This window comes from Kitasatospora sp. NPDC050463 (assembly GCF_040655255.1).
Classification (GTDB): domain Bacteria; phylum Actinomycetota; class Actinomycetes; order Streptomycetales; family Streptomycetaceae; genus Kitasatospora.
In genome coordinates this window covers 1-19822 of sequence record NZ_JBFAJO010000111.1, presented here as the reverse complement: position 1 = coordinate 19822, position 19822 = coordinate 1, and the positions used below count along the sequence as shown (strand labels likewise).

General features: G+C 72.0%; 18 protein-coding genes and 2 pseudogenes. 7 read left to right on the top strand and 13 right to left on the bottom strand.

Translation table 11 applies throughout. The annotated features are described in order from the left end of the window. Positions 1-88 precede the first annotated feature (88 nt). From AB0J08_RS38055 to AB0J08_RS38045, 3 genes and pseudogenes are all read right to left on the bottom strand, one after another. A pseudogene (locus AB0J08_RS38055) lies at positions 89-527 on the bottom strand (IS5/IS1182 family transposase); the annotation flags it as partial. Positions 528-598: 71 nt separating this feature from the next. Continuing rightward, positions 599-2425 (bottom strand): reverse transcriptase domain-containing protein, encoded by a 1827-nt coding sequence (locus AB0J08_RS38050; protein ID WP_360643557.1) that lies wholly within the window; start codon positions 2423-2425, stop codon positions 599-601. A 535-nt stretch (positions 2426-2960) separates the two neighbouring features. Further along, a pseudogene (locus AB0J08_RS38045) lies at positions 2961-3152 on the bottom strand (transposase); the annotation flags it as partial. 367 nt (positions 3153-3519) lie between these two features. Here AB0J08_RS38045 and AB0J08_RS38040 point away from each other — a divergent pair. The 3 genes from AB0J08_RS38040 (at position 3520) to AB0J08_RS38030 (ending at position 6645) form a co-directional block, all read left to right on the top strand. Next, a complete protein-coding gene (locus AB0J08_RS38040; RefSeq protein ID WP_360643554.1) occupies positions 3520-5046 on the top strand; it encodes a hypothetical protein in 1527 nt (508 codons plus the stop codon). Positions 5047-5269: 223 nt separating this feature from the next. Then, positions 5270-5851 (top strand): hypothetical protein, encoded by a 582-nt coding sequence (locus AB0J08_RS38035; protein ID WP_360643551.1) that lies wholly within the window; start codon positions 5270-5272, stop codon positions 5849-5851. Between the two features lie 347 nt (positions 5852-6198). Then, positions 6199-6645, top strand: a complete 447-nt coding sequence (locus tag AB0J08_RS38030; RefSeq protein WP_360643548.1) for a DUF1772 domain-containing protein — start codon at positions 6199-6201, stop codon at positions 6643-6645. Positions 6646-6746: 101 nt separating this feature from the next. On the opposite strand, the gene AB0J08_RS38025 is transcribed toward AB0J08_RS38030, so the two are convergent. Together AB0J08_RS38025 and AB0J08_RS38020 are read right to left on the bottom strand one after the other, a co-directional pair. Further along, on the bottom strand, positions 6747-8480 hold the full coding sequence (locus tag AB0J08_RS38025) for a hypothetical protein (protein ID WP_360643546.1): 1734 nt from the start codon (positions 8478-8480) through the stop codon (positions 6747-6749). After that, entirely contained in the window at positions 8477-9226 is a 750-nt protein-coding gene (locus AB0J08_RS38020) for an ABC transporter ATP-binding protein (RefSeq protein ID WP_360643543.1), read from the bottom strand. Before AB0J08_RS38020 ends, AB0J08_RS38025 begins: the two co-directional genes overlap by 4 nt. Positions 9227-9573: 347 nt before the next feature. On the opposite strand from AB0J08_RS38020, the gene AB0J08_RS38015 reads away from it, so the two are divergent. Together AB0J08_RS38015 and thpR are read left to right on the top strand one after the other, a co-directional pair. Beyond that, positions 9574-10314, top strand: a complete 741-nt coding sequence (locus tag AB0J08_RS38015) for a methyltransferase domain-containing protein (protein WP_360643540.1) — start codon at positions 9574-9576, stop codon at positions 10312-10314. 201 nt (positions 10315-10515) lie between these two features. After that, positions 10516-11133: an RNA 2',3'-cyclic phosphodiesterase gene (thpR, locus tag AB0J08_RS38010; protein ID WP_360643537.1), complete on the top strand. Its 618-nt coding sequence runs from the start codon at positions 10516-10518 to the stop codon at positions 11131-11133. A gap of 251 nt (positions 11134-11384) precedes the next feature. On the opposite strand, the gene AB0J08_RS38005 is transcribed toward thpR, so the two are convergent. Further along, positions 11385-11828, bottom strand: a complete 444-nt coding sequence (locus tag AB0J08_RS38005; protein ID WP_360643534.1) for a nitroreductase family deazaflavin-dependent oxidoreductase — start codon at positions 11826-11828, stop codon at positions 11385-11387. A 529-nt stretch (positions 11829-12357) separates the two neighbouring features. Between AB0J08_RS38005 and AB0J08_RS38000 the strand changes: the two genes are divergently transcribed. Further along, the gene (locus AB0J08_RS38000) at positions 12358-12900 is read left to right on the top strand and encodes a GNAT family protein (protein WP_360643531.1); all 543 of its coding nucleotides are present in this window, start codon (positions 12358-12360) and stop codon (positions 12898-12900) included. Between the two features lie 356 nt (positions 12901-13256). Here the strand turns inward: AB0J08_RS38000 and AB0J08_RS37995 are convergent, their stop codons facing one another. The 7 genes from AB0J08_RS37995 to AB0J08_RS37965 all read right to left on the bottom strand — a co-directional run bounded on the left by AB0J08_RS37995 (position 13257) and on the right by AB0J08_RS37965 (position 17962). Continuing rightward, a complete protein-coding gene (locus AB0J08_RS37995) occupies positions 13257-13679 on the bottom strand; it encodes a hypothetical protein (protein ID WP_360643528.1) in 423 nt (140 codons plus the stop codon). After that, positions 13676-14446 carry a class I SAM-dependent methyltransferase gene (locus AB0J08_RS37990; RefSeq protein WP_360643525.1) on the bottom strand — a complete coding sequence of 257 codons (771 nt, stop codon included), beginning with the start codon at positions 14444-14446 and terminating at the stop codon, positions 13676-13678. The genes AB0J08_RS37995 and AB0J08_RS37990 overlap by 4 nt, the downstream gene beginning before the upstream one ends. Continuing rightward, the gene (locus tag AB0J08_RS37985) at positions 14443-15222 is read right to left on the bottom strand and encodes a DUF2071 domain-containing protein (protein WP_360643522.1); all 780 of its coding nucleotides are present in this window, start codon (positions 15220-15222) and stop codon (positions 14443-14445) included. Before AB0J08_RS37985 ends, AB0J08_RS37990 begins: the two co-directional genes overlap by 4 nt. Before the next feature lie 65 nt (positions 15223-15287). Beyond that, positions 15288-16202 (bottom strand): hypothetical protein, encoded by a 915-nt coding sequence (locus tag AB0J08_RS37980; protein ID WP_360643519.1) that lies wholly within the window; start codon positions 16200-16202, stop codon positions 15288-15290. Further along, positions 16199-16606 (bottom strand): DoxX-like family protein, encoded by a 408-nt coding sequence (locus AB0J08_RS37975; protein ID WP_360643516.1) that lies wholly within the window; start codon positions 16604-16606, stop codon positions 16199-16201. Before AB0J08_RS37975 ends, AB0J08_RS37980 begins: the two co-directional genes overlap by 4 nt. Positions 16607-17043: 437 nt before the next feature. Next, positions 17044-17820: a MerR family transcriptional regulator gene (locus AB0J08_RS37970; protein WP_360643513.1), complete on the bottom strand. Its 777-nt coding sequence runs from the start codon at positions 17818-17820 to the stop codon at positions 17044-17046. Between the two features lie 4 nt (positions 17821-17824). Further along, complete coding sequence (locus AB0J08_RS37965; RefSeq protein WP_360643510.1) at positions 17825-17962, bottom strand: hypothetical protein; 138 nt, start codon at positions 17960-17962, stop codon at positions 17825-17827. 359 nt (positions 17963-18321) lie between these two features. Between AB0J08_RS37965 and AB0J08_RS37960 the strand changes: the two genes are divergently transcribed. After that, the gene (locus AB0J08_RS37960) at positions 18322-19551 is read left to right on the top strand and encodes a serine hydrolase domain-containing protein (RefSeq protein ID WP_360643507.1); all 1230 of its coding nucleotides are present in this window, start codon (positions 18322-18324) and stop codon (positions 19549-19551) included. The last annotated feature ends 271 nt before the right edge of the window (positions 19552-19822 follow it).

The following is a 19822-nucleotide window of genomic DNA, read 5'->3' as shown; positions in this document are numbered from 1 at the left end:
CGCCCTGCGCGTACCTCATGCCCCAGGGCTACCGGATCCACAGCCCCACCGTCAGGCGAACAGCCCCGACATCACCCAATCAAGTTCAGTAGCGGCGATGACGGCGGGAGCTGTATGCCTTATCGCCGCCCAAGTGGTCGGGACGAGTGCGTGGATGCCCACCGCCGAGGCGCTTTACCCGGATGCGTTCGAGGACTGGGATCAGCCGCGGGCTGTCGCCCCACTGACCAGGAGTGATCAGCAGCGCCAGATGGCGGAGACCACCTTCCCCCGGCAAGGTGGATCTTGGAGGTCAGACCGCCCCGCGAACGGCCGAGTCCTTCGTCGGGGCGGTGCTGCCGAGGTGTTGATCTCCGCTTGGGAACTCGCGGCGTCCTGCGCGGAGCTCCGGCAGCGTGCTGATGGGCTCGGCACGAGGTGGAGTCCACGCTCACCATGCTCCAGTCGATCCGGCCCCGGGCGTCGGCATCGGTCTGGACGGCTTGCACGATCCGACCCCAGGTGCCGTCCGCCGACCACCGGCGGTGTGAAGTAGGCCGCCGGCGAGGTGCTCGTGGTGCGAGTCCTTTTCCGACGGCCCCTTCCCGAACGGTGCGGGCTAGTTTCCCAGCACACCGCTCTCCAGTGACGCTCTTCGAGTGGACGAAGAAGCCCGCCCTGCGTGGATTCCGTTATGACACGCTTGGCAGACCACCAGGGTCTTTCGCCTACGCGACGCCATAATCAACGCCCACACTGGACGGGTAGGCCGACCCGGCTTGTTCAGGTCTGCGAGCTTGCGGATATGGTGAACCTCCACCCTTTCCGCTGACCCGCACATCTCGCACGTGTCGGCCAAGAGCCGTTTGACGAGTTCGTTCCTTCCGAAATACGTCATAGGCAACGGCTCCTTGTCGGCGACTTCCGCCATGCGCTGGCGCTTCAAGGGGATACCCCCGAAGCGAGCCACCAGTGGCTTCTTGTCGGCGCCTCGTGAGACTCTCACCTCAAAGCATGTTCGCGGACCGTCCGGAGTAGCGACGACCGCTTTATATTTCCGAGCCATCCGCGTTGCGGAGGTTCGATGCTTGGAGGCGAGCGTCTTGAGCATAGATGTCTCCATCACCCAGCGAAGACGCGATAGGCGTGAAACATCCTGCGCCAGCAAGTAGTACTGAACGAGACCCCGGTACTCAGCTTGATATGCAGCAACGATTGAGAAATCGCTGTCATGGAGTAGTACTCCGCGCTGGTAGGGTTTCCCGTTTCGCATGTACGGCACGCACCGCTGCCGGACTAACTCCTGCGGCACGAACAACCCAATGATGCCGTTGGCTGAACGGCGAGGGCCGGTGAGTTTCGTGTCGCATCGCTGTGCTTTGATCTCGTAACCGAGGAAGCGCGCCGCCTGGCTGGAGGCGTGCGTAATGAGAGTCTTTGGTTCAGAGAGGCTCAGCTTCAGGTCAGTATGAAGGAACTCTTTGATCCGTGACTTGATCTCTTCGGCTTCGTTCTTCGGCCCAGCAAACCCGAGTAGCCAGTCGTCGGCATACCTGACGTACCGCAGCCGACGGAATCCCGGATCGTGCGGGTCCAAGCTCGGTAGCGAGCGCCGCTTGAGACGCAGCTCTCGTGCTGCGGCCTTGTCGCCGCGCGCCACCGCCCGCCACATCCGGGCATCCAGCCGATGATATTCAGGATGATGCCGCCTCTGCCTTCCTAGGTTGTAGTCCGGTAGCAGTTCCTGCTCAACGAACCGGTCCAGCCGGTCGAGGTAGACGTTGGACAGCACCGGCGAGACGACCCCGCCCTGCGGAGCACCGCTGAGCGTGGCGTTCCACTGCCAGTCCTCCAGATACCCCGCACGGAGCATGCAGCGAATGAGCTGCACGAATCGGCCATCGTGGATCTTCTCCCCGAGGATCGTGAGCATGACCTCGTGATCCAAACTGCCGAAGCAATCGGAGATATCACCCTCGATGAACCAACGTGTTCCAGTCCAGCTTTTCACTACCTCCTGCAATGCCGTGTGGCATCCGCGACCGGTGCGAAAGCCGTGGGATCGGTCGGAAAGCTGGACGTCGTAGTACGCCTCCAACAAGAGGCGGACCACTTCGGCGACGAGCTTGTCCGACCACGTCGGCAAGCCAAGCGGGCGCTTCTTCTTCGAGTCTCCCTTCTTTTCGATGTAGACCCGCTTGACCGGCGTCCATCGGTAGGACTCCGAACGGAGCCTCTCGATGATCGCGTCGATCTTCACCATCGACATTCCGTCGACCGTCTCCCCTGTGACTCCAGGTGTCATCGCGCCGTTATTCCGGTAGATGCGCCCGTACGCCACAAGGAAGAGATCCCTGTTGAACAGTTGCCTGTAGATCCTCTCCAGCGGCAAGCCCCGCTTGCCGCGATCTCGAATGACGTCCAGTACTGTTCCAGCACTCTGCATTACGCATACCTCCCTCTCCTGGACGTCGTAATCACCTGTGCCCCTTCGCCCTGCGATCCGGTTTTCCCGGCCTCCCCGGCAGGTCGTCACTCCTGCGACTACTACGGGCACTCCGTCACCTTAGGACTCTCGTCCCGTAGGCGATCCCGCGGTACGTCTTTGCTGTACGTATCTAGCGCAACTTAGGTCGCCCACTCATTTCCTTAGCCGCCCTCATTGGGAGGCGTCTCCCATCCCGGAGGTGCTCGGCCAAACGTCACATAGCCAGGCAGGATAGGAGCATCGGTTTCAGGTGCTGTTCCGATGGGTTTCTACTTGTGCCCCTGGAAATTAGGCTTTAAGCAATCCGGCTTTGACCATATTGCGCGGGCCTTGCGGCGCTCCGTCGTCATGCACCTTCAGATCGGCTGCCGCTTTCCTGACATGCTACGGTCCCCTTTGATTTTCACCATCAGGTAAGTCAGGTGACCCAAGAACCTCCTCCGAGTTCATCCCGGATGCTCCGGGGATACAACAAAGCGCCTCACGGCGCACGACGCTCATAGGCCGTTTTCCAGCTCCCGAACCGGTTCGGCAGATCCCGCCACGGGACTCCTGTGCGGATCCGGAACGAGATCCCGTTGATCACTGTTCGGTGGTCACTCCAACGCCCGCCCCGGCCTGCGGACTTCGGCAGATGGGGCGCACGTCGCGCCCACTCGTCATTCGTCAGATCGCCCCGCCCCACAAACCGAACAATGACCCCCACGCGAGGCGACCGTCACATGATCCGCCGGACAGGACCTTGTCCGGCTGCGCGGGCCCCGGCCCGGCCGTACTGCGTCCTTGCCGGCGCCGCGCCGGCCGGTTCCTTCGGTGGGGAGGGATTCGCGGGGCGAGGGCGATCGCTTGCCGCCGCCCGTGCGGTTCGTGGCCCCTGAGGGCGGGTCGCTCGCCGAGCGGCCCGACCTCCCTGCGGAATACGCCCGTTGGCGTATTTCCCGCCGAGCGGGGCTCCGATCGTTGACCACCGTGCCGGCCGACGGTTGGCTCTCCTGGAGCCCGTGGCCGGGAGGGAGCCCGGCCGGGTGATCCGAGGGGAAGGGACCCACCTCATGGCACGCAGCACCCGTACCACCCGTGGCCGGTGGCCGGCCGGTGGCGGCGGTATCCTCGCGGCCGTCGCCGTACTGGCCGTGACCGCCGCCCCCGCCCAGGCCACCCCGCCGCCGCGCGGCACCGTCCAGGTCAGTGTCGGGCTGAACGGCGCCGTGCCGGACAACCAGTCGTGGAGCCAGGGAATCAGCGCGGACGGTCGCTACGCCCTGTTCACCTCGTGGGCCACGAACCTGGTGTCCCAGCCCGCGAAGAGCGGACGCGACGCCTACGTCCGCGACCTGAGGACCGGCCGCACCGAGCGGATCAACCTGTCCGACGACGGCAACGTGCTGGACGGCTTCACCGACTACGTCGCGATCAACGCCGACGGCCGCTACGTCGCCTTCGAGAGCGACGCCGCGAACGTGGTACCCGGGGTGCAGGTCCAGGGCCGCGACGAGGTGTACGTCCGCGACCGCAGGACCGGCCGCACCGAACTGGTCAGCGGCGGGCCCACCAGCACCGACACCGACAAGTTCCACTCCTCGTACGCGCCCTCGCTCAGCGCGGACGGCCGCTACGTGGCCTTCGTCTCCAGCCGGACCGACCTCGTCCCGGACCTCCAGGGCACCGAGCCCTCGCTGGCCAGGCCCTACACCTGGGACTACAACGTCTACGTCACCGACCGCCGTACCGGGAAGACCCGGCTGGTGACCCGCGGCGTGGACGGCAGGCCGGGCGACAGCATGTCCCTCAACCCGACGATCAGCGCGGACGGCCGCACCATCGGCTTCACCTCCCTCGCCGGCAACCTGCTGCCCGCCGAGCAGACCCCCGCCGCCCCGGCCGCCGGTGGTGCCGGCCCCGCCGACGTGGAACTCGCCCCGGGCGCCGCCGCGGCCCTGCCCCGCAGCGCCCAGCCGGGCCTGTCCCGACCGACGACCGGCGTCTACTACACGTACGACATGGAGACCGGCCGCATCCGCGCCGCGAGCCTCGACCTCGACGGCCGGCTCGGCTACGCGAGCTTCGACGCGACGATCAGCCCCGACGGGCGGCGCGCGATCTACGCCCTGCCCGAACCCGGCGGTTCCACCGGCGGCCACCGGTACCACACCGTGCTGTACGTCCGGGACCTCGAGAAGGGCACCGTGACGAAGATCAGCGGGGGCCTGCCCGGCACCGCCTCAGTCGGCTCCTCCGATCACGGCCGGATCACCGCCGACAACCGCCGGGTCTACTTCGCCTCCGCCGCCGACAACCTGGTGGCGGGCCCGCAGCACCCGGGCTGGGAGGTCTACCGCCACGACCTGCGCACCGGCCGTACCGAGCGGGTCGCCACCGCGCCGGACGGCTCGCTCGGCAACGGCTCGTCGAACGCCCCGGTCGTGGACGCCCGGGGCGACACCGTGGTGTTCGGCTCGACCAGCGGCAACCTGCTCCCCGGCACCGGTGGCCCGGAACGCGTCGACTACCAGGTCTTCGCCCGCATCACCGGGCACCACGGCGACGGCGACGACGACCAGCGCGGGGACGACGACTGACCGCGCACCGCGCACCGCGCACTGCGGAACAGGGGCCGGGCAGTCGGGCCGGGCGAGTTCTGCGGCCGTGCCGGGTGCGAAGACGGGAAGCGGGCGATACGCCCCGGGGGCCCGATCCCGGACCCGAGGCGGAATGCGCTGCGAGAGTTGGGGCGCGATGGTCGACGGGCGGGCGGGGCGGTGCTCGGGTGGGGCAGTTTCGTTTCCAGCAGGGGAGTTGGGTATGTCAGGACGCCGTCTGCCGCTTCGCGTGGCTGGTCTGCTGCTCCTGCTGCTGCCGTTGGCCGGTGCCGGCGCGCCGACCGTCGTGCACCACTACAGTCTGCGGGCGGACGTCTGCTCGGTGCTTCCCCTGGAGGTCCTGCGCGCCGCACTGGGCACTCCCGTGAGCGCGCCGCGGCCCACGGGGAAGGACGAGGCGGCCGAGGTCTCGGCCGGCTGCGAGCTCACCTTCGGTGCGGTGCCGGGCGGGTTCGACGGCCCCGTGGTGCTGACCATCGGCCTCTTCTACCTGCCCGACGCGGTTCGGGCGAGTGCGTTCCACAGGTCCTGGGAGCGAGTCTTCCGCCTCCAGCTCGGGGAGTCGGTCCTGCCGGTGCCGGTGCCGGTGCCGGGTCTGGGTACGGCCGCCTATCTGGTGCCCACCAACGCTCGGGACGAGATGGTGATGGTGCTCGACGGCAACGCCGAGATCCTCGGGCGGGTGGAGGTCAAGGGCAAGGCGTCGGACGCCCCCCGCTCAGCGGTGCCGGACACCCTGCTCGTCGACTTCGTCCGGGCCTGCCTTCCGGGCCTGCGCGACTGACCGCTTCAGAGGCGCGTCAGGGCATGGACGACGTGCTCTTCAGGCGTTCCTGCTTGGTGTGGATTCCCGGGACGAGCAGTGCCGCGCGTGCGCGACGTCGGCGGCCACCGGAGCGAGAGCTGCTCCGGGTCGCCGACCGACCGGGGGCGAGGGGCCGGAAGCCGGGGTTGCTGCTCCGATCGGTCGTGAGGCGAGGCGGCCCGGGCCCTCGGCGGCACCGCACCGAGGCCCGCCCGGGTGACTGTGTCCTAGCAGCGCTAGCCAAGCGAGCATCGATTCCTCTAGTGTTGACTCAGAAGCTAGCGGCGCTAGAAGATGATGGCCGCGTCTGAGTCTCGGGAGGAAACATGCAGAACCTACTCGCCGTCGTCACGGTCGTGGTCGTCGGTCTGCTGGTGGGCGTGGAGTTCGCGGTGGCCGTCTTCGTCAACCCGATCGTCGACGGACTGCCGCACAACGGCGGCCTCGCCGCCCGCACTGCGGGAGCCCGCCTGCTCGGGCGGGTGATGCCGTTCTGGTACATCGGGTCCGTGGTGTTCGGCGTGGCGTGGTCCGCGGTGAGCTGGGGGGAAACCGGGGCGGGGCTGATCGCCACGGCCGCCGGGCTGCTCGTCCTCAGCGTGGTGATGTCGGTCGCCCTGCTCGTTCCGATCAACTCCCGGGCGGCGCACTGGACCCCGGAGAACGCCCCGGCGGACTGGCGGGAACAGCTCGGCCGCTGGGACCGGCTCCACTACGTGCGGGTGGCTGTCATCGTCACCGCGTTCGTTCTCCTGGTCGTCACCCTCGTGTGAGGGGGCCCGCCAGCCCGCGGGCGTCGGTCGAACTCCACGGAGGCGGGCGGCGGCGGAGGCCCACGGCCGATCGAGTGAGCGCCACCGCGCGTAGGTGGGGTCTAGGGAGTGCTCCTCCCGGGGCGGGCCTTGCTCATCTTCGCCGCCCTGGCCTGTGCCCAGCGCAGCAGCAGGGCCGCGACCACCACCGCCATCAGGGCGGCCTTGCCGACCGCCACGGTCGTCCCGCCGCGCAGCGCCGAGGAGAACATCGGCGTCAGCGCCGCCACGCCCACGGCAGGCCCGGCCGCGTACCAGGCGGCGAACAGCAGCGGGCCTGTCCCGCCGCCCGCGCCCTGGGCCGGGGAGAACATCAGGTCCTTGCGCAGCACCCCGCGGCAGGCGTTCACCAGCCCCGCCGCGACCAGTGCCGGCGCGGTGGCCGGCGCGAGCCAGGCCGCCGGGCCGCTGCCCGCCGCCAGCAGCGCCGCGGTGCAGGCCAGCCCCAGCAGGACCCCGGCCAGCGTGGGGACGATCGCATGGCGCAGCATGAGGCCGGCGAACGGATAGGGAGACCAGGAGGCCCGCCGGACGTCGTCCGTCTCGATCCGGGCCGGTTCCAGCAGCTGTGCGACGGCCAGGTAGCCGAAGACCAGTGCGGCGGCGGTGGTCAGCCAGGACAGCCCGCCCGTGGCGCCGTGGGCGAGGACGGCGCAGAGCAGTGCGGGCGCCGCCAGCACCACCGCGCGGCCCAGCCGGGCGGGGGAGCGGAACAGGGCGAGGGCGTCTCGCCACGGCACCACCAGCCAGGCGCGCCGGGGCGCCGGCAGCCGGAGCCGGCGTTGCCGGGCGCTGCCGTTGGCGCTGTTCACCGCCAGGCGCGCGCTGCGCAGCTCGACCGTCCGGAGCGCGGCCAGCACCCCGGCGGCCGTTCTGGCCCGCTCCCGCAGCCGGGCCAGTGGCACCGTGGCGGCGGCCCGGTCGGCGAGCACCAGGGCGGCGGCGGTCGACACCAGCAGGAGCGCGGCGGCCGCCCAGCCGCCCGCCACGGCGGACGGGGTCGGTGCCAGCGCGGCGATCGCGGCCCAGCCCCACGGCCCCGACCACAGTTCGACCAGCTCCAGCCAGTGCACCGGGTGGCCGGCGACGGCCAGCGCGCTCTGGCCCGCCAAGGCGATGATCAGCAGCGTCAGATACGGAGTGAGCCGGCGCACCCAGCGGGCGGCGCGGTCGCCGCGCTCCACCGACAGCGCGGCGCAGGTGGCCAGGAGCGGCACGCCGAGCCCCCCGAGCAGGCACCAGCCGAGTGCGGCCGGCAGGCCGACCCGGACGGTCAGCCCGAGCGCGATCATGCCGCCGACCGCCGCCACCAGGCCGGGGAACACGGCCACGGCGCACGAGAGCCAGAACCAGGGCCGGAGCACCGGGCGGGGCCGGACGGGGTGGATCAGCAGCCAGTCGGTCGCCGCTCGGGGCGGCACCACCGGGCCGCGCCAGAGGCCGTCCCGGACCAGCAGGAGGAAGGTGGCCAACCCGACCGCAGTGATGCCGGCGGGCATCGCGGCGAGCAGATCGCCGCCGTGCCCGGTGTAGTCGGCGCCCATCGATGCCTGCAGGAACAGGCCGAGGCTGGGCACACCGCCCCAGATGATCAGGATGAGTACCACGCAGTAGACGGCGAAGCCGACCGACTTGGCGCGGTTGCGCCGGTGGGGGGCGCGCAGGGCGCGCAGCAGGGCGAGTGTCTCGTCGGTCCAGTCGTCGTCGTCCGTCCAGGCCTCGACGGCGTCGTCCGTGGCCTCGACGGCGGGGTCGGTTCCGACGGTGGGATCGGTCTCCGGGCGGGTGGTGGTCACCGGGCACCCGCCGGGCCTGCGGTCGTGCGGGCCGCGGACTCCGTCGCCAGTACCTTGCGGGTCGCGCCCTGCTTCAGGATCCTGCCGTCCTCCAGGACCACCACGCGGTCGGCCACGTCCAGGGCGAGGTCGGTGTGGTGGGTGACCAGCAACACCGCGACGCCGTCGGCGAGTTCGGCTCTGAGCAGGTCGGCGAGGTGTCGGCGGGCGTCCGGGTCGAGCCGCTGCTCCGGCTCGTCCAGCAGCAGCAGATCGCGCGGGCGCACCAGCGCGCAGGCCAGCAGCAGGGCCTGCATCTGCCCGGAGGAGAGCGCCGAGGGCAGCGCGTCGGCCCGTTCGGCGAGCATCCGGTCGGTCAGGACCCGGGAGACCCAGTCGGGTGCATCGGCGACCCCGTGTGCGACCGCGACCAGGAGCAGGTGCTCGCGGACGGTCAGGTCGGGGTAGCAGGCGACGGTGTCGCCGACCACGGCCACCCGGGCCCGGACCCGGGGGTCGTTCTCGTCCATCGGGATGCCGTCGAAGCGCACGGTGCCCTTGCTGGGCTCGTCGCGTCCGGCCGCGACCCTGAGCAGGGTCGACTTGCCCGAGCCGTTGTGTCCGAGCAGGGCGACGCACTCTCCGGCGGCCAGCGACAGGCTCATGGGGTGCAGCACCTCCCGCTCGTCGTACGAGCGGCTGACGCCGGTCAGCTGCAGCAGGGGCTTGCGGGCTGCGGCACGCGGCTCGGCGGCGTTCTTGGCCATGGGGGAGGGCGCCTCTCGACAGGGTGTCCGACCACAGTACCGATCGGTCGGCGGCCACCCGGGTGAGGGTGCTGTCGGCCCGGGAATCGTGCGGACGCCCCGGTGCCCTGGCTCCTGCCGACCGGCACCTCCCGCGCTGCCCGGGCGGCCTGGTCTCGTCGGGCCGGGGCGTGGGGCGGCGTACCACCCGCACCGGCACCCCGGCCCGGCCGGGGGCCACCGATCCGGTGGTTTACCCGTGTGGGGTCGAACGCGGTGTGAAGGATTCGGTTGCGGGGTTTCCGCTGGTGCGGGGGTCGGTATGGAGGCTGTCATCGCTGCCACGACACAGGGGAGAAGACCAGCCGATGAGTGCTTCGGAGCGCTACGTACGCGCGTGGGAGGGCTTCTGGGCCGAGAACACGGGCGAGCCGGGCGAGCCGTTCTGGGACGCGGACGCGACGCTGACGGCGGCCCCGCACACCGTGCTGCTCGCGGCCCACGCCGATCCCACCCTGCCGATCGTGGACCTCGGCTGCGGCAACGGCACCCAGACCCGCTACCTGGCCGGGCACTTCCCGCGCGCGGTGGGCGTCGACCTGTCCGCCGCGGCCGTGGCACACGCCCGTCGGGCGGACCGCGACGCGGTGGCCGAGTTCGGACAGCTCGACCTCACCGACCTGGCGGGGGTGCGGCGACTCGGCGACCGACTCGGCGAGGCCAACGTCTACCTGCGGGCCGTGCTCCACCAGAGCGACCCGGCCGACCGGGCGCCGGTGGCCGCCGCCGTCGCCCTGCTGCTCGGCCGGCGCGGCCGGGGCTTCGTCGTCGAGCCGACCGCCGCCGCCAAGACGGTGCTCCAACAGGTCGCCGAACGGCCCGGCGGCCCGCCGGAGAAGCTTCGCCAGGTCCGAAAGCACCAGCTGCGCCCGGCCGAGGTCGCGCCGGGGGAAGTGCCCGGGCTGCTGCGTGGCGCCGGGCTGGAGGTCCTCGACCAGGGCGGGACCGACCTCGCGATGAGCGAGCTCCATCCGGACGGCACTCGGGTCGCGCTGCCGGCCCACTGGTTCGTGGTCGCCGCGGCAGAGGGCGGCCGGCCGGGCGGCTGAGCGCCCGCCGGCAGCGGGCGGCCGCAGCTGCGCCGGCCGTGACCCGCGACCCCGGGGACGGCTGGGCGAGGTTCCGGAAGGAGGGGGCCGAGACGGTCTGTCGCACCCACGAGGCCCCCGTCGGAGCCGGCCCCCTGGTCTATCAGTGCGGCGCGGCACCAGCGAGCGCAGGCGACCTGTCCTCGGCTACCCTCCCCCCTCGTGGACGTTCCCCCCGAGCCCTCGACCCTGCGCGTCTTCGTGGCGCTGGCTCCGCCCGACGACGCCAAGGACGAACTGGCCCGGGCCCTGCGGCCCGCCTACGCCGGGTACCCGAGGCTGCGGTGGAACCGGATCGAGGACTGGCACATCACCCTGGCCTTCCTCGGTGAGCTGCCGTCCACGGCCGTGCCGCCGCTGCGGTCGGCGCTCGCCGGTCCGGCGGCGTCGCACCCCGCGCTGCAACTGGCCCTGCGGGGCGGCGGCCACTTCGACCAGCGGCTGCTGTGGAGCGGGATCGACGGAGACCTGGAGGGACTGCAGCTGCTCGCCGCCGACGTCCGGGGCCTGGTCAGGTCCTGCGGGATCGAGTTCAACGACCGCCCGCTGCGCCCCCATCTGACCCTGGCGCGAGCCCGCCGCGACGATCCCACCAGCGTGCCGCAGGCCGCGGCCGGGCTCGCCGGGTTCGTGGGCCGGCCGTGGCGGACCGAACGTCTCCACCTTGTCGGCAGCAACATCGGCCGTGGCCCCGGGCCGATCCGCTATCGCGACATCGAGGCGTGGCGATTCGGCGCCGCCGTCCGGGCCGGGGGCGACGGCGCCCTCACCGAGCCGTAGCCGGCAGACGGGACGACGGTGGCGGCCGACGGTGGCGGCCGACGACGGCAACGACCCTCGACCCGGCCGAGCACGGGCACGCCTTCGCCGCCACCCTGCGGGGGCAGTCCCGCAGGGTGGTCCTGGAGAGTGCCGTCAGCCCGCTGATCCGGGCGCCGCGCCGGTGGGTACGGCTCTGTCGGCATTCGGCTCGGCGACGGCGGTGCCGGTCGGCAGCCGGTTGGTGCGTCTCCGATGCCCTTTTGTGGATGTCAGGCGGGGTCGATGACCACGATCGGGATCTCGCGGTCGGTCTTGGCCTGGTACTCGTCGTACGCGGGCCAGTGGCCCACCATCACTGGCCAGAAGGCGGCCCGCTCCTCGGAGGTGGCGGTACGAGCGGTGCCCTGGAAGATCTTCGGGCCCACCTGGACGCGGACCCGGGGATCGGCCGTCAGGTTCTGGTACCACAGGGGCGCCTCGTCGGCGCCGCCCTTGGAGGCGACCACGAGGTAGCGGCCGCCGTCCTCGCCGTAGATGAGCGGGGTGCGCACCGCCTGCCCGGAGACCCGGCCGACGGTGGTCAGCAGGAGGGTCTGGGTGCCGTTCCAGTGCCAACCCTCGGTGCCGTTCGAGCCCGCGTACAGCTTGACGTGGTCCAGCTGCCAGGTGCCCGGTCCGGGGTCCTTGGGGTGGTCCCAGTCGATGTCGGTCACGGTCTTCGCCTGCCCTCGTGTGGTGGTGGTTCAACGGTTTCGACAACGACCGTCAACGCCGTCGGGCACGGCCGCCATTCCGGTCGACCCCAGACCGGGGGCGGACCGAACGCCGGGGGCGGACCGAACGCCGAGGGCCGGCGGCACCGAGGTTGTCCACGCCCACTGGACGACACCCTGGTGTTCAAGGGCCGCCGGGACACCCGGGTCGAACTGATTCCGGACACCGGCCACGGACGGCACACTGCGGCAGTCGGTCCAGGACGGCGGGCGCAGGCGCCCGGCGAACAATCCCCGGCCGTCGAGGTGTTGGACCACCGCGTCCTCGAAGAGGTGGCGCGGAGCGTGGAGGGGCGCAGGCGGCACCGACGTGGGAGGCTCGACAATCCGTGACTGGACGCCAGAGGCTACCGCTCCATCAACGCGCCCTGATCTGACCGGCTCCGAAGGCCCGGCCGCCTGGAGCAGAGGGCTCGGGGTGAAGAACCCCCTGCGCGGCGCCCCGGCGGCCGGAACTACACTCCCCGGCATGCCATATGACAATGTGAAGTTGCGACCGGTGGTCGAGAGCGAGCTCGGGATTCTGGAGGAGCTGGTCCAGGACCCGGAGGCGGTCGGATCGTTCCAGTGGTTCGGGTGGACCGACCCGGGCGTCTGGCGGCGCAGGTGGGCCGAGAACCGGTTGCTGGGTGAGGACCGCGGGCAGTTGGCGGTCGAGGCCGGCGGGGAGTTCCACGGGTTCGTGGGGTGGCGGCGGGTGGACACCGTGTCGCGGTCGTACTACTGGAGCATGGGCATCCAGCTGCTCCCCGGGTCGCGCGGGCAGGGCATCGGCACACGGGCCCAGGCCCTGCTGGCGGACTACCTGTTCGGGTACTCGCCGGTGGCGCGGGTGGAAGCCGAAACCGACACGGAGAACTTCGCCGAGCAACGCGCTCTGGAGAAGGCCGGATTCACGCGTGAGGGTGTGCTGCGCAGCGTGGTGTTCCGCGACGGCCGGTGGCGCGACAGCGCCCGCTACAGCCTGCTGCGGGAGGAGGCGGCCGCTCGCCGGCCGCAGGCCGGCTCATAGGCGGCGGGCCGGCAGTCGGGCATCAGGCAGTTGCTGGGCAGCGCTCGGTGGAGCCCGGTCTTCTGCCACCCCGAGGCGGACCGCGCGGCCGTCAGCAGCAGCCCTGGGCCGGCCCGGCTGTCGGCCCGCAGCACCTCGGGCCGGCTGCCGCCACGATCGGCCGTACTTCCGCAGCAGCCGCCGCGTGCCCGCTGCGGTGCGGGACGTAGGGCACGCCCGGCCGGCTTCGCGCCGCCTCCGGCCGGGCCTGCTCGCGCGACTTCGGCGTCACCGCCGGCGCCGGGGCGACTCCAGGCCTCGTGCCGCAATGATCGGTGGGGCGGGTGGTGGACCGTCCGCCAGGCTCCGGACGGAACCTAGAGCACCCGCCACAGGGCGAGCGAGAAGACCGAGGCCACCCAGGTCCAGAGGACCGAGAGGCCGACGTGCGCGAGGGTGCGCACCGGGTCGCCGCGCCAGAGCTTCGGGGAGAAGACGGCGAACTCGAACAGCCAGCGCAGGCCCCAGAAGAGGGTCTGGCCGGCCAGGAGGGCGGTGCCCAGGCGGGTGCCGGCGAGGAGCTCGGGGGCCAGGCAGAGCGGGAGCAGGCCGAGCAGGGCGCAGGTCAGCGCGATGAAGAAGAGGTGGACGTAGGAGACCTGGCGGGTCAGCAGGCTGGCGCCGGCCAGGTCGGCGGGCCACCGGACGACTCGCGGCAGCACGGCGTGGAACAGGCCCACTCCGACCAGGGCCGTGCCGACCAGTCTCAACTGGGCTTCCAGGGTGAACAGTTCATTCATGTAACGGGACTCCGGAAGGCGAAGGCGGTGATCAGTGTGGCGATCCGTCGTTCGGCGGCCGGGTGCATTCCGGCCTCGGCGGCGTGGCGCAGCCAGGTGGCGCGTGGCTGGAAGTGCCAGGCGCCGGGGCCGTAGGCCGCCGTGTTGGCGAGGTCGCGCAGGTGCTCGACCAGGAGGAGGGTGCCGCCGGGGCGCAGGGTGCGGACGGCTTCGGTGAACAGGGCGGTGCGGTCGGCGGGCCGGCGCAGTTCGTGGGCGGCGAGGACGGTGAGCACGGTGTCGAGCGAGGCGGTGGCGGCGGGCAGGGCGCCGGGGCGGGCGGGGACGGTACCGGGTGCGGGCGGGACGTGACGGCGGGCACGCCGGATGGAGCCCTCGGTGGTCAGGGCGGGGTCGTAGAGGTCGGCGACGATCTGGCGGGCAGTGGGGTGGCGGGCGGCGATGGGGCGGCTGGCCTCGTCGAGGCCGGTGGAGACGACGAGGTGGTCGCCGGGGCCGTCGGGGAGCAGCTCGGGCAGCCAGTCGTAGGTGTGGAGTTCGGAGCGGTCGTAGACGTGCCAGGTGGCGAGGGTGCTGGTGGTCAGGAGTGCGGCGGCGGTGGTCGAAACGGCGCGGGCGAGGGCGGCGGGTCGGCCGGGGAGGTGGTGGGCCAGGGCCCACCCGGCGACGGTGGTGGCCGCGCCGGCGGCGTACATCGGCCAGTTGTAGCGGATCACCTCGCGGACGCCGGAGGGCCGGTGTCCGGGTCCGCCGGGTCGGCCGGTCACCGCGGGGCTCCGTCGAGGGCGCGGCGGTGGCCGGACTCCCAGCCGTAGTCGACGTCGGCGACGTGGAAGGCGTTGGCGAGGACGGGGTGGCTGCCGACGAAGGGGCCGTGGTCGAAGAAGGTCAACCGGGGGACGTCGACCTTCACCGGGACGGGGTCCCAGTGGGTGCGGGTGGCCTTGACGACGATGACGGAGCGGGTCTGCGGCTCGTACTCGAAGGTGTAGGGCAGCGGGCCGGCGAACCTGCGGGCGGCGCGGGCGTCGGCGAACGGGCTGCCCGCCGGCAGGGGTGCCGGGGTGCTCGCCAGGTCGGCGCGGACGTGCAGGTCGGCGTGGCCGTCGGTGCTGATCACCTTGAACTCCAGGGTGTCGCCGAGTGTCCGGGTGGCGATTCTGGCGTGGTGGTACCGGTAGCGGGAGAACAGGTTGCCGCCGACGGCCATCAGCCGGTCGCCGGTGTCGGAGCGCAGGATGCGCAGTCCGCGCATGGTCCGTCCGCCCGGGGTGGGGAAGCGGGTGAAGACGCGGTAGCCGGTGAGGATGAGGTCGCGGCCGAGGCGGGCGGGCAGGGCGGCCGGGCGCAGCGCGCGGGTGTCGACGACGGCGGCGGCGACGAAGCCGTGTTCGGTACCGGTGGGGTCGGTGTAGGTGTCGAGGGTGAGGCCGGGCGGCACGAGGGGAGCGAGGAGGCGCGGTGGGAGGGCGTAGGTGAGGACGAGCGAGTTCGCGAAGTGGGTGCGCATCGGGAAGGGATGGCGTTGCAGCAGGTGTCGCACGGTCGACTCCGTCGGGTGAGTTCGAGTGGCGTTCGGCGGTGGGCGGTGTTGCAGGCGGGAGGCCTTCAGAGCCGGAGCACCCGGACGACGCCCCAGAGCAGGGAGCGGTCCTGGGCGGCGGCGCCGGGGCCGGCGGGGCCCGGTTCCCGGATGCTGCGCAGGACGGCGGTTCCGCCGGGGCGCACGGCGTGGCTCACGGCGGTGCGCAGGCGGTGCGCGAAGGCGGGGCCGGGGCCGTCCAGGACGTTGGAGAGGGTGACGGCGTCGTAGTGGCGGGCCGGGGAGCGTTCGAGGTGCTGGAGGACGTCGCCGGCGAGCAGTCGGACGGGGGTGGTGGTGGCCGTGGTCGGTGTACTGGGTGTGCCGGGTGTGCCGGGGAGTTCGCGGCCGAGGAGCAGGCGCCAGGCGAAGGGGTTTTCCGTGTTGGGGTGGCGGGCGAGGCCGCGGGCTAGGCGGGCGCGCAGGGCGGTGTCGAAGCGGCGCGGCAGGACGTCCAGGAAGGCGGGCCGGACGGCGGCGGCGAGGGTGCCCGCCGGGCGCAGGGTGGCGGCGAGCAGCAGACGCAGGCCGGGCCCGTCGAGGTGGCGGTGCCAGTGGCGGGCCTGGGCGGCGGGGTCGTCCAGGCGCAGGAACCGCTCCAGGGCGGCGGGTCGCCAGGCCGGGAGGGCGGCCGCGGCGGTCCGGCCGGCGGCGAGCAGGAGTTCCGCGGAGCCGGTGGTGGCGGGTGCGCCTGCGGTGAGCCGGGCGCGGGCGTAGTCGAGTTGGGCCGGATTGACGTCGATGGCGGTGACGTCGTACCCGGCGGCGGCCAGGGTGGCGGCGGTGTCGCCGGCCGAGGCGATGCAGAGCACACGGGCGCCGGGTGGGGGGAAGGCGGCGAGTTCGACGGCCGGGTCCTCGTACATGCGGCCGAACAGGACGCGGGGGCGGCGGGTCTGGAGGCTGAGCAGTCGGCCCTCGCTCCAGGGGGTGGTGGTCATGCGGTGAGCGCGACCGGTCGGGCGTGGTGATGACGGTGGGCTGCGGCGACGGTCCAGATGAGGGCCACGAAGGCGATGTCCTGGACGATGAGGCGGCCCGGTTCGGGGATGCGATCGGCGCCGAACAGCAGGCCGCCGGTGTTGAACCCGGTGACCAGCAGGGTCTGGACGACCGCGGCGAGCCGGGCCCGGCGTCCGCTGAGCACCCAGACGCCGAGGGCCAGCTCGGCCAGGCCGATGGTGATCAGCAGCGCCGACACCGCGCTCTCGGGCAGGAGCGGCAGTCCCTCCACGATGGCGCGCTGGTCGGCGCGGCCGGGGTGGATCTTGCACCAGAGGCCCTCGTAGCCCCACATCAGGGCGACCGCGGCGGCGGCCAGCCGGGTCTGCCAGGGTGTCAGCACGGCGGACGGTCCTTTCTTCCGCTGCCGGGGCGCGTGGGTGCGCGGGGCAGGGCAGGCTTGGGTGGGGGCGGCCCGAATCCCGCGGTCAGGGTCGAGGGGCTCCCGTTCGGCATCATCATGGCGCACCACTTTGAACATGTTCAACTGCGGGGGTGTGGGCGCGCCGCCGGGCGCCGTTACGCAAGGGGGCGGCTCGGAGCGGCGCGCGGGCGCCGGTACGCGAAGGGACGCGCGGGCGCTGGTACGTGAAGGGGCGCCCGCTCGGATCGAGTGGGATCCCGAGGGCGGGCCGTGGCCTCACCTGGCACCGGGCCGCGAGTGCCGGCTGCTGGAGGGAGGATGGGAATCACCGCGCCCTGGGAGCCGGACCGCCCCGCCGTGGCCCGGGCCGATTGAGGCGGGCGGCTCGTTGCGGCACCGGGCCTGCTGGGCGGCTGTCAGTGGTGCGGGATGTCGATACCGGCTGCGCGCAGGTTCGCCTCGACCAGCCTGTTCAACCGGGCGATGGACGGCTCCTGGTCCTCGCGGTGGTGGTTGACCAGCCCGTATCGGGCGGAGGCGTCGGACTTCAGCCGCGACCCGGTCGGCATCGCCGGCGCCGCGCGGTCGGCCAGCAGCTTGTCGGCGAGCGCGGACGCCAGCTCCTCGATCCGCGGGTCGTCGGGATCCCAGGACACCGCGGCCAGGCCGCGCTTGGTCAGCTCGACGAACTCGGGATCCTCCAGCCCGTGTTCGAGCCGAGCCAGGAAGACGTCGAAGATGTCCGGGACCAGCGCCCGGGCCAGCACCAGGGCCTCCCGTTGAGTGGCCACGTAGTCGGGGCCGAAGCCGAGATCGGCGAGTCGGTCCAGGACCGCGCAGGCCCGGTCGGGCAGCAGCGCCCGGTCGCCGTGGGCGAGCCGGTGCAGGGTGTCGCGGCGCGCGGTCAGGTCCTCGATCTGTCGGGTGAGCCGACGATGGACGTCGTCCAGGGTGGCGGCGAACCGCTCGGGTTCGGCGTCGAGCATCGCACCGATCTCGGCCAGTGGCACGCCGGCCCCGGCCAGTGTCCGGGCCTGTATCAGCCGCAGCAGCTCGGCCGACCCGTAACGCCGGTAGCCGGAACCGTCACGTTCCGGCTCGGCGACCAGGCCGAGCCGGTGGTAGTGCCGCACGGTCTTGATCGTGACGCCGACGTACGCCGCCGCCTGACCTATCGTCAGTCCGACTGTCACCGGCTCACCGGACCTGCGGATCGTGAGCGGCCGCAGTCTCGCGAACCGCGTGGGCGACGGCACGGAAGTCCTTGCGCGGGATCGAGCCGGGGTCGCCGGCGACCTTCGCGCTGACTTCGAGGTACGGGTTACGGGCGATCACAGGGGCGAGGATAGCGCGCAACCGTCCCCGCTCATCCGGGCCGCCGCGGCCGGCACCCGAGCGGCCACGTCCCCCACCGGGACGGTCGACGTGCCGGGGACCGGGCCGGGGGCGGCGTGGAGCGCGAGGGACCCGACGGCGGTCCCGGCGTGCCGACCGGCCCGCACCGACGGCCGACGCCGGTTCCCAGGCCCGGAAGCCTGCGATCGGCGCCAACCGGCCCATGGCGGCGACAGAGGTTGACCTTGACCTTGGGTCAGGGTGCACGCTCATTGCAAGGCCGCCTCACAAGGGGCTCGGAACGCTCCTCCCGCCGGAGCGTTCCACGGGGTCGAACAGTGCGGACAAGGACATTCATGATGAGCGAGAGCAACAGCGGCTTCTCCGGAGCAGGACTGCGCACACTGCGCGAGGTCCTGGCACGGCACGTCGAGACCGGGAGGATTCCCGGCCTCGTCGCCCTGGTCAGCCGTGGCGGCCGGACGCACGTCGAAGCGATCGGGACGATGCGCCATGACGGTGGCGCGCCGATGCGCCGGGACACGATCTTCCGGATGGCGTCCACGACCAAACCGGTCACGACGGCGGCGGCGATGGTCCTGCTCGACGAGTGCAGGCTGCGCCTTGACGACCCGGTGGATCCGTGGCTGCCCGAACTCGCCGACCGCCGGGTGCTGAAGCGGCCCGACGGCCCGCTGGAGGACACGGTGCCCGCCCGGCGGCCGATCACCGTACGGGACCTGCTGACCTCCACGTTCGGGCTCGGGGTGGACTTCGCGTTGATGGACTCCCTGATCAGGGCAGCGACGTTCGAGCGGCTCGACTACAGCGTGGCCTCCGGGCCGGCGCCCGGGCCGGACGAGTGGATGCGCCGCCTCGGCGAGCTGCCCCTGTCCTACCAGCCCGGAGAGCGGTGGCAGTACGACCTCAGCAACGAAGTACTCGGCGTGCTGGTCGCCAGGGTCACGGGCCGGCCGTTGGAGACGTTCCTGCGTGAACGGATCCTCGACCCGCTGGGGATGAAGGACACCGGTTTCCACGTGCCCGCCGGCAAGATCGACCGGCTGCCGCCCCTCTACGGGCCCGACCCGCAGACCGGGGAGTTCCTCGTGTGGGACGAGGCGGAAGGCGGAAGGAGCAGCTGCCCGCCGGCTTTCCAGGGCGCCGGCGGTGGACTGGTCTCCACCGTCGACGACTACCACGCCTTCTTCCGGATGCTGCTCAACCACGGCATGCACGGCGGCGAACGGATCCTGTCCCGGCCCGCCGTCGAGCTGATGACCACCAACCGCCTCACCCCCGAGCAACGAGCCGCCCGGGACGCCATGTACCGGAACATCGCCCACCTCACGGTCGGCCAGGGGCAGCAGGGCGGCTGGGGCTTCGGGATGGCGGTGCGCACCCACCGCGGCGACTACGCCCCCGTCGGCCAGTTCGGCTGGGACGGCGGTACCGGCACCACCGCCTACGCCGACCCCCACCACCGGCTCACCGGCATCCTGCTCACCCAGGTGGGGATGTCCACCCCGGACTCGGCACGGCTCATCCACGACTTCTGGACCACGCTCTACCAGGCCATCGACGACTGACACCGTTCGCGCCGAGCTCGGCGCGAACGGTCCATCCGCGCGGCCGCCGGGCCGCGCGGGCCCAACCGGTCGACTGCCCTGACCCGGACGACAAACTCGTGGACGTGCGTGAGGGGTGTCGACAGCGTCTGAAATTGCAAGACCAGGAAGTTAAGCCGCTGCGGCGTTCGTCAAGGCCCTGACATGGCAACGGAGCCCCCGATAGAACTGCGTCGACCAAGATCGCTGTTCTGGGGGCTCCGTTGGGTGTGCAGTCTGCCATGTCGCGTAG